The sequence below is a fragment of the Silvibacterium acidisoli genome (assembly GCA_022870745.1).
Classification (GTDB): domain Bacteria; phylum Acidobacteriota; class Terriglobia; order Terriglobales; family Acidobacteriaceae; genus Silvibacterium.
The window spans coordinates 218,253-231,030 of sequence record CP085323.1 but is presented as its reverse complement, the minus strand read 5'-3'; the positions used below and the strand labels follow the sequence as shown (position 1 = coordinate 231,030).

The following is a 12,778-nucleotide window of genomic DNA, read 5'->3' as shown; positions in this document are numbered from 1 at the left end:
GGAGACGCAAGATGCCCATTATCGAAGTAAAACGACAAAGCGTAAGGCCTGCAGTCCGAAAGGTACCGACCAGCACAACTGCGGTTCCGATGCCAATGACGGCGGATCGCGTGGGCAAGGAGTTACGCAGCGAGAACGAAGAGCCGGTAACAGTCGAATCTCTCGAAGATGCCTTTGCGAAGTTCAAGCCGGGATTGCAGTTTCACAGCACGCCGAACGAAGACGGTGTGACCTTTGAAGCGGATCTGCGGTTTGAGAGCGTAAAAGACTTCGAGCCGGCGAATCTGATGGCTCGCCGCGAGGTCAAGGCTGAGGACGGTTCGGTGACTTTTCTCAGAAACGATCTGGCCGATCTTAAGAACAACATTGACCTGTTGTATCGCCTTAAGGATCGCTGGCGTCTGCCGGCAGTGCGTCGCGCATGGGCGAATCCGCAGGAGCGTAAGCAGATCATCGAGGCGCTTGGCCAGCTCCGTGCAGAGCTCGAAAAAGTAAGCGGGGAGGAAACGAAATAATGGCGACTGCCACACGTACCACCCACGAAATCCTGGGATCGAACGAAACACGAGATGTGATGCTCGAGATTTTCGCCGATCTTCATCCCGGCCTGATCGATGAGCGGCGCCCGCTTGACTCGATCTTCACCCCGAACACCGCGCGCGATTTCATCACGCAGCTCTCGAGTGTGACCGATTCGCTTGAAGAGAGTGATACCTTCGACGAAACGCTGCGCAAGCTGCAGGCGTTGATCGACCGCGCCGAGAAGCTGCGCGACGACCTGCTTGAAGAGGTGTACGAGCACGTTCGCCCGATGGAGCGCAGCTACCGTCAGCTCCAGATTTTCTTCGAGAACTGCAAGGTCTATGACGGGAAGCAGCGCAAGCCGGTAGAGCTGCACGTATGGAATACCGACCCTGCAAAGATTGAAGGCGTGTTCAGCGTTACCCTCGCAGCCATCGAGAACTTCTGCCGCAAGCGGAATGACAACTTCAACTTTCGTGACGATATCTGCAACCTGGTGATGCCCGGCATGATCAGCCAGCCGGTCCGCGAGCATCTTGAGAACATCGCGAACCAGTGGGGCATCCTTCTTATCACCGATATCGATGACGAGAAGTCGTTCCAGAATGTAGAGCGAAATTTCCGTCCCGGTGGCAAGTATGAGTTCCTGAAGCGCCCGGAAGATCGCGCGGCTGCGGATGTCGTCGTCATGGGATATCTGCAGCTCCGCCCACGGTATTGGTTTGAGCGCAACGTAGACAGCGGCGACGACCTGTGGGGGCCGCCATCGCTGGCCTTCGCCGGAGCAGTCGCTCGTACGGACGATGCAGCCGGCATGGCGCAGGGACCGGTCGGTTCGCGTTTCGGGCAGGTGAACGGCCCCGAGAAAGCACGCATCGAGCCGTTGATCGGCGAGATGGAACACCTGAGCATGGAGAGGCAGCTGATTCCGATCATCCGCGATGCGGACAACAAGCTGTGCTTCTTCGGCTGCCGCACGCTGGCCGATGATCCTTACGGCGTGTACAAGTTCTTTACCTCCTATCGCATCATTCGTTACATCGAGCGCTGCTGCCGCCATCATCTGTTGCAGGTGGCAGGGCAGGTGCTGACGCGCGACTTCATCGATGAGGCTATCGAGAAGCCGATTGCGAAGATGCTGCAGGAGCAGGTCGAGTCCGGAACGATTATCGAGTACAAGCTTGACATCGATCGGGACGCGGCCAAGAGGATGCAAGGGATCTGCGATCTCAAACTTGAGGTCGTGCCCACGGGTCCCGGGGAAACTTTCCGGCTCAAGATCGACACGCCCGACTTTTCCCCGGATGGCGCAGGCCAGCAGGCCGTCGCTCGCTGAGACGGAAGTTGGACCTGGGCCGGTTCGCAGGATATCTCTGGCGTCTGCTTTCCAGGCGTCGTCGACCTCAACTCTCACACATTCCGAATGAAAGAGGGATAGAACGTATGGCGAGCCCACTTCGCAGCACCATCACGATTGCCGGAAACAAGTTCGATGCTCTGGCAAGCAGCGTACGCTTCTCGACGCTTAAGGATCGCTCCGGCATGCCGGAGATGGGAACACTTTCCACGGCGATCAAGGTTTACGCCGACTTCCACGACGACACCAACATCTCCAACGCGACGCTGCAGCAGCTGTTCCAGCTCTCGAACGTTGTGTCGCGGGACAAGATCGTCGACATGAAGATTGAATACTGGAAGGACGATGCCAAGCAGGACGCGCTCTGCTCGTACAAGTTCAAGGGCTGGATCAGCCGCTTCGAGACGGGCAATCCTCTCCCGACCTCTGCGCCCGACGGAACCACCGATTCGAGCGCTTATTCGACGGTCAATCACCTGCTCACCCTTGAGCTGGAACCGGCGATGAACCAGCAGAACTACAAAGATATCTCGATGGGCAACTAAGCATACTCGAGGGGCGGCGCATGTCGGATTGTGCCGCCTGCATTTTCACTTCGCACATCAAAAATCCACCCGGTTCAGAGTGTCGATGATCGAAAAAAGTCTGGCTATCCGATTTCCGCTTCGCCTGGAGCGTGCGCAGCTTGTAAAGGAAGATGCGCGCAGTGCATACGCCCGGCTGCTGGTACTGATGGCTCAGACAGAGCGCGGCAGCTGGCATGCAAGTCCGGAATTCGGTATCAGGGAACGTCTCGAAGAATTACAGAGGGTGATCACGCGTGACACGGAGACCGAAGAGCAGCGGGCCAGGCGATGCGATGCGCTGATAGCGGATGTGAACGCATCGTTGCTCGAGTTAGGTCTCGATCGTTATTGCGTCGATCGCCTGGAGCTTCATCTTCCATCGAGAGACACGCAGGGCCGGGCACGCGCGCAATGGGCTTCGCATTTGTTCGATGATCTTTCCGCAGTGTTCGTGCTGCGTCCGGTCGCACCCGCAATGCCAGGGAGACAGGCATGAACGCGAGCGTCGCTGAGATCGATCTGCAGCTTCGGGAAGAGTTTCGCCGGCACCTCGGCGAGTACGGCATGGAATGGACCGCGATGGATCCGATACTCGCGGTGCTTTTTCGTACGCTTGCGCACCAGATCGGCTCGATCACCTCGAACACTAGTGCGCTGCGATCCGCTCTTCTGGGCGAGTTGCTAGATGGCCTGAACTTTGACCGTAGGTTTGCACAGCCATCGCAGACCATTGTCGCGTTTCGTTGCGAGCAGGAATCAGCAGAGATCGCGGCTGGAACCGAGCTGGTCGGGATGCCCGAGCATGGAGGGCGCAGCAGCTTCCTGACTGACTATGGCATCTCCGTATCGCCTGCACGCGTTGCCGGTGTGTTCGTTTATGAGAACGAGTCGCTGCGGCTGGTGAGTGGTATGGCTCTGCCCGAAGAAACCGTTCAGGCCGAGCCTGGTTATGACGCTGTGCCCGCGCGTCTTGGCAGCTTTCCGAGTATCTACATCGCCGTCGAAAACCTGCCGCAGTCTCATCTTTCCCGGCATGGCATCTTCCTTCAGATCAGCCCGGAGGCGACCCTGCTGCACGCGCAACTTCGGCGCGAGAACTGGTGCCTCGCATCTTCTTCCGGCCGCTTCACGGAACGGGGCCTGATGCGAACCGGCTCACTCAATGGGGGACAGATCGGCCTGGAGTGGTTGATGCCAGCCGGCGCGGGCCGCTCGACAAAGAGCGGCGGAGAAGAGATCGCGCCCGATCAGGCTCCTGCACTGCCTGGTGGTTTCTGGCAGGGGCGATGCTTCGTGCTTCCTCTCGTGCCTAAAGAGAATGATTTTCTTTGCCGCCAGCCTCAGGGGCTGGAATTTCCATTGCGACAGATCTTTCGCCGTTATGCGCTGTTTGACACGCCACGCGCCTGGCTGCGCATCCAGCTCGATCCGCACGTGGAGCCGCTGCACACCGCGTTGACGGCGGTACATCTGCACGCGCAGAGCGCTTCCAATGTGCAGCTCCTGCACCAGACGGTGCGTTTCCCTGAGCATGGAAAAACGATTCCGTTGAACCCCGAGGGCCGCAATAAGCTGTTCCTGGTGTCTGCGCTAAGTATTGCCGGCGAAAGTGGAACCGCTTATGTGCCCGAATACGAGCAGGGAGCACACGCAATTGCTGGCCGCTACCGAATCGAACAGCAGCGGATCACGCTGACCCCGGGACGGATGAAAGATGGCCGCCCTGAAGCCTATGCGAACGTGCGCCTGTGGATGACCGAGGGACGCGAAGGCAACGGCATGGGCACCTCGCGCCTGAATGCCTTCGGCAAACCTACATGGACATCAGGGCTGACTGTCGAAAATGTGACCGCGAGCGCAGGCGGCACAGACGGCGAAGCATTGCATTCCGCAAGGCAGAGGTTTGCGGAGGTTCTACTTTCACGCGAACGGCTTATTACGCGCACGGATATTGAAGTAGCCGTTCGCTCCTTCGATACCCGTATCACTGCAGTTGAAGTGACGCCTCGGGCTCAGCGCGGACTTAACGGGAGTCTGCGGAGGGTCTTTCACCTGCTGCTGCATGCCAGTCGTGAGCGCTTCGAAGGGGAGGAAGAGCCGCAGATCCTGCTTGCCGAACTGCGCCGCTTCCTGCGAGAGCGCGTTCCGCTGGACGTGGAAGTGAGTCTGGAGCTTGCCTGGGCATGACCGATACGACAGCCGTCATGCCGGATTTTATTTCACCGACTGCCGGATTCGCGCATTCGGTTGACTCGGCGCTGCTTGCTCTTGAACAGCTCGGCGTGCCGGACGCCCGCATCGCCCTGTTGATGGATGGGCCCGGCCGGCCGGGTCTGGCTGTCGTAAAGCAGTCGCCGCCACCCGGCTCGCTACTCGCTTCGACCACGCGCGTTACCCTTTCCATCGCAGGCTTCGGCTTCTTCCATGCACTGCCGCTGCCGATGCGCGAGTCCGGAGCCGATCGGGAGATGGGCACGCGCGAGCTTTGCCGGATAGTGGACAGTCCTGTTGAAAAGATGGCTCGCTGGTTTCGCGCGGGCGCGCCGATGTTTGCTTTCTCCGAGCAGCGGCCCGATGCTTGCCGCCGCTGGCTTGCGCTGTTCGGGATGGACGCGTCGTTGTGGCCGGAAGAAATGTGGTTTCGGCTGTCGCTCCTGATGCCTGCACTGTCGCGGCTTGGCGGCCGCGAAGGTGGAATCAGGCTAACCATGCGCCTGCTTTTCGATATTCCTCTGCATTCTGTCGAGAGCTTTACTACCTACCGAAAGTACGAGCAGGCTTCGAAGCTGGGAGAGCGGTCAAGCCGCCTCGGTGTGGACTGGATTGCTGGCAATGGTATGTGGGACGTGGACGGAATCCGGCTGCGTCTTGGGCCTGTGTCACTGACGCAATACACGCAATTCCAGAGTGAGAACGGCAGAGAGCTGCTGAAAATGGCCTGCGACTTGTGCCTGAGCGCTTACCAGGACTACAGCATTGCATGGCTTGTAGAGGACAAGAATGTTGCTCCGGTGCTTGGAAACGATGCGAAGAACGGCAGGCTCGGCGTCAACTTCCATTTGGGTAGAGGAATCGCATCATGAATTCGCAAGAGACATTGAAACCGGCTGTGAACTGGGAGTTCGGGATGCTTGTGACGCCCGAGCACTTCCTTCGTCAGGAACGCTTTCACGAAGCCTCCCTGCTATGGATGCTTCGCTACACCTCGAGGGAGTTCGGCCTTATCGGCGGAGGTATGCGGCTGCCGGAAGCCCTCAGTGGGGTTGGCCGTCACGACCCGGTCATTCAACTCGTAGAAGATGAAGAGTCGCTTCAGATCACGGTGTCGCAATGCCGCGGCCTTACTCCCGCCGGAACCCCGGTCGAGGTGACGCCTGAAACATCGGTGACACAGCGTTTCGCAAAAGCGGATCTGCGGGACAAGAAGCAACTGCGTGTCCATCTGCTCGTTCCTCCCCATGAATACGTCGCCATCGATGGGCCCGTGGACGAGCACAATCCGCAGATGCAAACAGAGCGTGTACGCGCGTGCAGGGTCATACTGGAACCGCACGGTGAATATCTCGTTCATGCATTGATGGTTGGGGCTCTTCGGCTTCGCGACCAGGGGCTTGCTTATGAGCTCGACCCGCGCTTTTTTCCGCCCTGCCTGCACATGGGCGCATTGAGCGAACTGTCCACAAGCTGGCGCCGCATGGTCGACCTGCTAGCTGCACTCTCCGGGCGCTTTCTGCAGTTGCACCATGCGATGCAGGATTACATCGAGATGGCTCGCGAGCGCGGCATCGACAGCCGCCTGGATGACGAAACGCTTGCGTTCGTTCGCTCCATCATCCCGCTGCTCGATAGCTGTCTGGAAGAATGCCTCGACATCACGCAGTCTCCCGGAAGATTCCTGGGTCACCTGCGGAAGCTCACACACGGAGCCGCATTGCACCTGAACCTGAGCCCGCCGGTGCGGCAGTACTTCGACGCGCTGCGCAGCGCAGGCGAAGCGGAGTTCGCGCCCGCCCTCGACCACCTGACCCAGGTTCTGCAGTCGGAGAGGCGCTGGCGGCAACCGGACGATCTCGCAAAAGAGCTGCAGGGAGCCGAGCGCGCGCTTCGCGGCATAGAAGTGCTGGAGCGTGCCCTGGAAGGAAAGTACATCGACTTCCGCGTCAGCCCGTTGCTTGAGAGCATGAACTTCTTCTTCGACCGCGGCGGAAGCGCCCTCTATAAGCTGGCAGCGAAGCCGGCGAGGCTGCAGGGCTTCGGTGACCAGATGACCTTCTACTTCGCCAACATCCGGCTTGAAGGACGGGAGAAGTATCGAATGATCCTCACAGCTCACGCCGCGCGTGGTTTTGAGACCCAGGAACAGATTCCGGTGGAACTGGGTATCAACGAAGGCAGCGGAGCACGCCGCACGCCTCTGCACGGCGTCGCTTATGTACGCGCGGAAGGCCAGAACAACGTCGAGTTCGACTTTGACGCGCCAGAAGTGCAGACCATCATCGATCTTCGTGTCACGGTGCCCGCGCGTTTCCCTGTCAGCGGGGTTCTACTCTTTGTACGCCATCGTTTCTATGTGGACGAGGTTCCTCCGGCGCGCATGGAAGCACCTCGCGAGGAACCGGTGGCAGCCTTCCGTCCGCCTCTGCAGCCAGGGGATTTTCCCGCCGGCAACCGTTCTGTTCGAACAACGCGGGAAGATGAGCAGTTTGTCGAAGCACCCGTAGCCCCGCCTCGCCGGCGAAGACTGGAATAGGAGAACGGCACGATGGCTCCCTCGCTCGATAAGATATCGCCCCGCCTGGAAGATGCGCTCGTTCGATCGCGTGCCTTTGCGGAAGAACGGAAACATGCAGCGATCGCTCCGGAACATTTGCTTTGGGTCATCGTCGCAGATGCGAGCCCCGATGCGGTTCGCCTGCAGGCTTCCGGATGCATGTTGTCCATGCTGCGTGAAGGGTTGACTCTGCGGCTCAACGGGATCGCAGCAAATGTATCTGGAGCATCCGCACGCGTGGTCGCGTCACCTGCTCTGCGGCGCCTGATGGAGCAGGCGTTTGCAGCTGCCGAATCACATGGCGCAGAGCTTGCCGAACCCTCTGATTTTTTGCTGGCCGCTGCCGAGAGGGGAGATCCGCAGCTTGCGAACCTGTTGCGCGAATGCGGCATCAGCCGTGAGGTGTTGCTAGCGCGCATCGCTGGTGCGGAGGCCGCTCAACAGAGCCTTGGCGAAGCCGGATCGCAGATTTCGGGTGCAAGCGCGCTTGAACGATTCTCCACCGATCTTACGGCCCTTGCCCGCGCCGGTGAGCTGATGCCTGTCGTTGGCCGAGACGAAGAAGTCCGCCAGGTTATCCACACGCTGCTGCGGCGTACCAAGAGCAATCCCGTCTGCGTAGGAGATCCTGGCGTTGGAAAGACTGCCATCGTTGAAGGCCTGGCGCAGCGCATCGCCGCTGGAGATGTGCCACGCTCGCTGCTGCATTGCCGTGTGCTCTCGCTCGACCTGGCGTCAATGGTTGCAGGAACAAAATACAGAGGAGAGTTCGAAGAGCGCCTGAAAGGCGTAATCGACGCATGCCGCGCCAAGCGTGGCGAGATCATTCTCTTCCTGGACGAGCTGCATACCCTGGTAGGCGCTGGTGGAGATGCAGGCGGCATGGACGCCGCCAATATTCTGAAGCCGGCGCTGGCTCGTGGTGAACTGCGATGCATCGGAGCGACCACGTTCGACGAATATCGTGAGCGCATTGAAAAAGATGGCGCGTTGGCGCGGCGCTTCAACCTGGTTTCGGTCGGTGAACCTGATGATGAAGCGATGCTCGTCATCCTGCGTGCTCTGCGGCCGCGCTATGAAATCTTCCATGAAGTCAGGCTCTCGGATGAAGCACTCCAGGCGTCCATCAAGCTTACGCGCCGTTACATGCCTGCGCGCTTCCTGCCCGATAAGGCAATAGACGTTCTCGATGAGGCCGCGGCGCGCGCTCGAGCAGTAAAGGAATCGCGCCCGAGGGAACTCGAAGAGACCGAGCGGTTGCTCGAAAGCAATGAACTGTGGCTGGCTGGTCTTCCTGAAGGCGCAAACATTCGAGAAGAACTGTCGCAGGAGATCGATCGTTTGCGGGCGCAGGCAGATCAGGAGCGTGCCGCGTGGACCCGTCGTCAGCAGGATCAGGAAAGAATGCGCGGCACTCTGGTAGCCATCGAAGAGCAGGAATCGCTGTGGCGAAGTGCAGAAGAGACAGGCGATATGGCTCGCGCAGCTGAGATTCGTTACGGAGTGCTTCATCACCTCTACACGCAGCGCGCTGAGCTTGAGCAGTTCGTTACCGAGGCCCCCGCGCAAAGCAGAATGCTTATGGCGGAGGAGATCGCGGAGGTTGTAGCCGAGCGCGTCGGCATACCATCCGGCCGCCTGCTCGAAGGCGAACGCGAACGCCTGCTCCAGCTCGAAGAGCGTCTGGGGCAGCGCGTCTTTGGGCAGGACGAAGCTGTTCTTGCCGTTGCCGATGCCGTGCGACGCATGAGAGCAAACCTGCAAATCAGGCGCAAGCCCAGTTCATTTCTTCTCGTCGGTCCAACCGGCACCGGGAAGACGGAGCTGGCGAGAGCGCTTGCAGAAGCGCTTTTCGACGACGAGACAGCTCTCATTCGCGTGGACATGGGTGAATACCAGGAACGCAGTTCCATCAGCGGGCTCATCGGTTCGCGTCCGGGGCTGGTCGGCTCGGATGAGGGCGGATATCTTACCGAGCGCGTTCGCCGCAATCCATACTCCATCGTCTTGTTCGATGAATGCGAAAAGGCCCACCCGGAAGTTCTTGACCTGCTCCTCGCTGTGCTCGATGAAGGCAGCCTGACTGACGCGAAGGGAAGGCTGTGCGACTTTACTCACGCAATCGTTCTCTTTACCTCGAACCTGGGCGCACGCGAGGCCATGCGGACGGAAGACGGTGAAGCGCGCAGGGAAGTGATCCTGCAGGTGGTTCGCGCGGCGCTCAGGCCTGAGTTCTACAACCGCATTTCCCAGATCGTGACCTTCGATGCACTGAGCGAGGCGGAGCTGGATCGAATCGTGGCACGCAACTTTGCTCAACTTGGCGACCGCTTGCGCGAGGAGTACGGCATTGAGCTCTCGGTGACCGAGGCGGCCCGGCGCTATGTTGCGGCTATTGGCTATGAGCCGGAGTATGGTGCTCGAGCGGTGGAGAGAACGATGCAGCAGCACGTTCACTCGCCGCTGGCATCTGCATTGATTGCAGGCTCACTGGAGCCACGCTCTGCGTTACTGATCGATGCGACAGAAGAGAACGGCATCGTTTTCGATGCGACAGCGAGGGCGCTCGAAGGTGTGTAAGCGAAAGTGGCTTTTTGCGGCTCTGCTTTGCCTGATCTCGGTTCCTGCGATGTGGTCCGCGGCTGGTGACGCGGATCCGGCACTGGGATGGATCCGGCTCTTTGACGGTACAGACCGCTTCGGTTGGGTGGCGCCTGCGGGCAACTGGCAGATCGCAAGCTCAATGCTTGCCTCGGACGGCGCGGGTGCAGCGCGCATCTACACCGATCTGCCGTTTGCAGACTTCACGCTCAGGTTTGAGGCCCGGGTAACGGGCGGCCCTGCCGACGTGGTGGTTCGTCTCGATCCAGAGAGCAAGCCAGCGCAGCCCGGCATTCATATTGGGCTGGCCGATGGATCGCTTAACGGTCAGCATGGGAACAGCACACTGACCTCCGGTGCGCAGATCTGGAGACAGTTTGAAATAAGAGCGGAAGGAGATCAGATCAGCGCAACGATTAACGGGATGCCTGTCGCTGCGGAGACCGACGGGAAGAATCGAATTGGCGCCATCCAGTTCGAAGCTCCGAAGGGAAGCAAGCTCGAGGTGCGTTCGATCTGGCTCAAGCCCACCGCGCTGAACAGCCTCTATAACGGCACAAATCTTGATGGCTGGCGCGCGATCAATCCCAAGGAACCGGAGAAGAAGAGTGGCGGAATGCACCTTCCGATTCCTAATCCTTTCGGCAAATCGAAGCCTCCCAAGGTGGCGCACTGGTCGGGAGACAGCGCGATCAGAGGCACAGGCGGCGAAGGCCAGCTTGAAACAGCGCAGACCTTCCAGGACTTTTTGCTGCAGATGACGGCTCGCGTTACAGGCAACGAGCATGGCGACACTGCCGTGGCCGAGTTGCTCTCGCGTGGCTCCTCAGGCCAATACGCCAGCGGATACGCAATCGATCTCGCAATTTCTGGCGCGGCAAAAGCAGTCGCGCCCGGCAATCTCCTCGTTCCCGAGAGAGCGAGGACGGCGGCCATAGTTGCTGGCGGTATTCATCCCATTACCGTCATGAACCGCGGGCGTAGATTCGCCATGTGGGTCGATGGCCGGGAAGTGATGGACTACTATGACTCGAGGCCTGAAGGAACCTACCGCGGAGCGGCCGCGCCACTTGCTATCCTGGTCGGTAATGAACATGTAACTGTCGATCTGACAAATGTATCGGCCGCCGCGCTTCCGCTTGGCCCTCAGCCGGCTCCCACGCCCGCTGCCTCACCTGCCCCAGCGACCGCGCCTGCGGCTGCTGGGGCAAGTGCCACACAAGCCGCTGCTGTTGCGCCCACGGCGGTGCCGAGCTTCAATATGCCTCAGGCGCCTGGGCAATCTCCTGAAGAAAAAGCGCGCGCTGAACAGGTCCGCACACTGACCGTGCAGGCATTGGAAGCCCAGAGCCCGGAAGAGGCTGTGCGTATCAATAAGCAGATCCTGGTGCTTGACCCCAGCGATATGCCTGCACAACAGCGTCTCGACAAGGCCCAGGCAAAACTCGATGCCCAGTCGACCATCCAGGAGCATGCGCTGCAGCTGCGCCTCGACTCTGACCAGAAGCTCGAGCAAAATGCTGCGCGACGTGATGCACTGCTCGAACAGGCACAGAATGAGTTGCTTCGTGGCCATACCAGCGTGGCGCGCGATCGCCTCAACGATGCCCAGAGGCTTGGAGCGAAAGGGCCCGAGGTCGATCATCTTCAGACCATCATTCACGAACGTATTCGCAACCGGATCCTGCTTTGGAGTGGTCTCGGCGCACTCTCTCTGTTCGGTCTGATCGCGGGGTTGATTGCACTGCGCCGTCGCAGCCGCCAGGTTGTCGTTGGCTATCTGCTTGCACTGGACGGTGTGGAAAAGGGACGGCGCTATCTGCTCAATCAGGAAGTGACGCATGTGGGCGGCGTAGCCATGGATGCGGGGAAGAAAAATGAGGTGATTGTGCGCGATCCTGATCGCCTCGTGTCACGCTTTCATCTCGAGGTGCATAAGCGCAAGAACCTGTATTACGTGATCGATCTCGACAGCTCGAACGGAACCTACCTGAACGGCCGTAAGCTGCCCGCCGGCGCAGCGACCCGCCTGCGTAATGGAGATCGACTGGCCCTTGCGCAGGCTGTGTCTTTCGCGTTGCAGCTCAGCAGGGGATGAACTGCACCTTCTATATCTGTGAACGATATTGGCGCGGAGAGCGGCCTGTGATGCGGTGAAACACCTTTGAGAAATGCTGATGCGTGCGGAAGCCGGAGGCGATAGCGATATCGAGCAGGGAGTGGTGAGAATCCGCCATCAGGCTCTTGGCATGATCGATACGCTGTTCGAGCACATATTGATGAGGCGTTCTGCCGGAGCTCTTCCGGAAGAGCCTTGAGAAGTGAGAAGTACTCAGGCCGGCTTCACGCGCCATGTCGCGCAGAATAATTTTCTTATCGAGATGTGCTTTAACGTACTCGTTCACTCGCCTCAGTTGGTGTGGCGCCATGGATGGAACCTGGGTGCTTCTTCTCACCTGCGCGTGGCCGGTGATGGCGACAACGATGCAGGCGATCGCCTGCTCGATACCATCGACGAAAAGTTGTCCGTGTGGATAGCCCTGTTGACGCTCAGCTTCCAGCGCATACAGCAGCGGCGACAAGGCCTGCACGCGGTCGTCTTCCGTATTGCACTCCGTATCCGCGGTCTGAACTTCGGCGAGCACTGCGTCGTCCAGTTCCACAGTCAAAGTCGTAGCCGGCGATCTCCAGCAGATGCTCTGCTCGTGATCGCGCTTTTCCACGCTTACGGTTCCTTCGTGGCGCAGCGTGGTGCTGACACTGCCGAGGTTGCATTTGTGCAATACCTCATGAGTATCGAGCGCAAGGATCACTATTTGCTTAGGTATTAACACCCGTGACCAGATAACAGGCTCGATGCGGTGCCGCTCCACGCGCAGAGAGGGAGACGGCGAGAATGAACCTTCAATCTCCGAAGCGAATAGGGGCTTCCATTCACCATCGTGGACAGCCATGATCCGC

10 protein-coding genes are annotated in these 12,778 nt (G+C 59.4%); 9 read left to right on the top strand and 1 reads right to left on the bottom strand.

Going from position 1 to position 12,778, the window contains the following annotated elements:
- Window positions 1-11 precede the first annotated feature (11 nt).
- The 9 genes from LJD29_RS00890 (at window position 12) to LJD29_RS00850 (ending at window position 11,915) form a co-directional block, all read left to right on the top strand.
- Window positions 12-515, top strand: coding sequence for a type VI secretion system contractile sheath small subunit (locus LJD29_RS00890; RefSeq protein ID WP_446743866.1), 504 nt, complete (start codon window positions 12-14; stop codon window positions 513-515).
- On the top strand, window positions 515-1,858 hold the full coding sequence (locus tag LJD29_RS00885; RefSeq protein WP_446743865.1) for a hypothetical protein: 1,344 nt from the start codon (window positions 515-517) through the stop codon (window positions 1,856-1,858). The genes LJD29_RS00890 and LJD29_RS00885 overlap by 1 nt, the downstream gene beginning before the upstream one ends.
- Window positions 1,859-1,965: 107 nt before the next feature.
- Window positions 1,966-2,424 (top strand): hypothetical protein, encoded by a 459-nt coding sequence (locus LJD29_RS00880; RefSeq protein ID WP_446743864.1) that lies wholly within the window; start codon window positions 1,966-1,968, stop codon window positions 2,422-2,424.
- A gap of 85 nt (window positions 2,425-2,509) precedes the next feature.
- Window positions 2,510-2,941, top strand: coding sequence for a hypothetical protein (locus tag LJD29_RS00875; protein ID WP_446743863.1), 432 nt, complete (start codon window positions 2,510-2,512; stop codon window positions 2,939-2,941).
- On the top strand, window positions 2,938-4,632 hold the full coding sequence (locus tag LJD29_RS00870; protein WP_446743862.1) for a hypothetical protein: 1,695 nt from the start codon (window positions 2,938-2,940) through the stop codon (window positions 4,630-4,632). Before LJD29_RS00875 ends, LJD29_RS00870 begins: the two co-directional genes overlap by 4 nt.
- Window positions 4,629-5,528, top strand: coding sequence for a type VI secretion system baseplate subunit TssG (locus LJD29_RS00865; RefSeq protein WP_446743861.1), 900 nt, complete (start codon window positions 4,629-4,631; stop codon window positions 5,526-5,528). Before LJD29_RS00870 ends, LJD29_RS00865 begins: the two co-directional genes overlap by 4 nt.
- A complete protein-coding gene (locus LJD29_RS00860; protein ID WP_446743860.1) occupies window positions 5,525-7,195 on the top strand; it encodes a hypothetical protein in 1,671 nt (556 codons plus the stop codon). The genes LJD29_RS00865 and LJD29_RS00860 overlap by 4 nt, the downstream gene beginning before the upstream one ends.
- A gap of 12 nt (window positions 7,196-7,207) precedes the next feature.
- Entirely contained in the window at window positions 7,208-9,796 is a 2,589-nt protein-coding gene (locus LJD29_RS00855) for an ATP-dependent Clp protease ATP-binding subunit (protein ID WP_446743859.1), read from the top strand.
- A complete protein-coding gene (locus LJD29_RS00850) occupies window positions 9,789-11,915 on the top strand; it encodes a 3-keto-alpha-glucoside-1,2-lyase-like domain-containing protein (RefSeq protein ID WP_446743858.1) in 2,127 nt (708 codons plus the stop codon). The genes LJD29_RS00855 and LJD29_RS00850 overlap by 8 nt, the downstream gene beginning before the upstream one ends.
- A gap of 10 nt (window positions 11,916-11,925) precedes the next feature.
- On the opposite strand, the gene LJD29_RS00845 is transcribed toward LJD29_RS00850, so the two are convergent.
- Entirely contained in the window at window positions 11,926-12,771 is an 846-nt protein-coding gene (locus tag LJD29_RS00845; RefSeq protein ID WP_446743857.1) for a helix-turn-helix domain-containing protein, read from the bottom strand.
- Window positions 12,772-12,778: the final 7 nt, after the last annotated feature.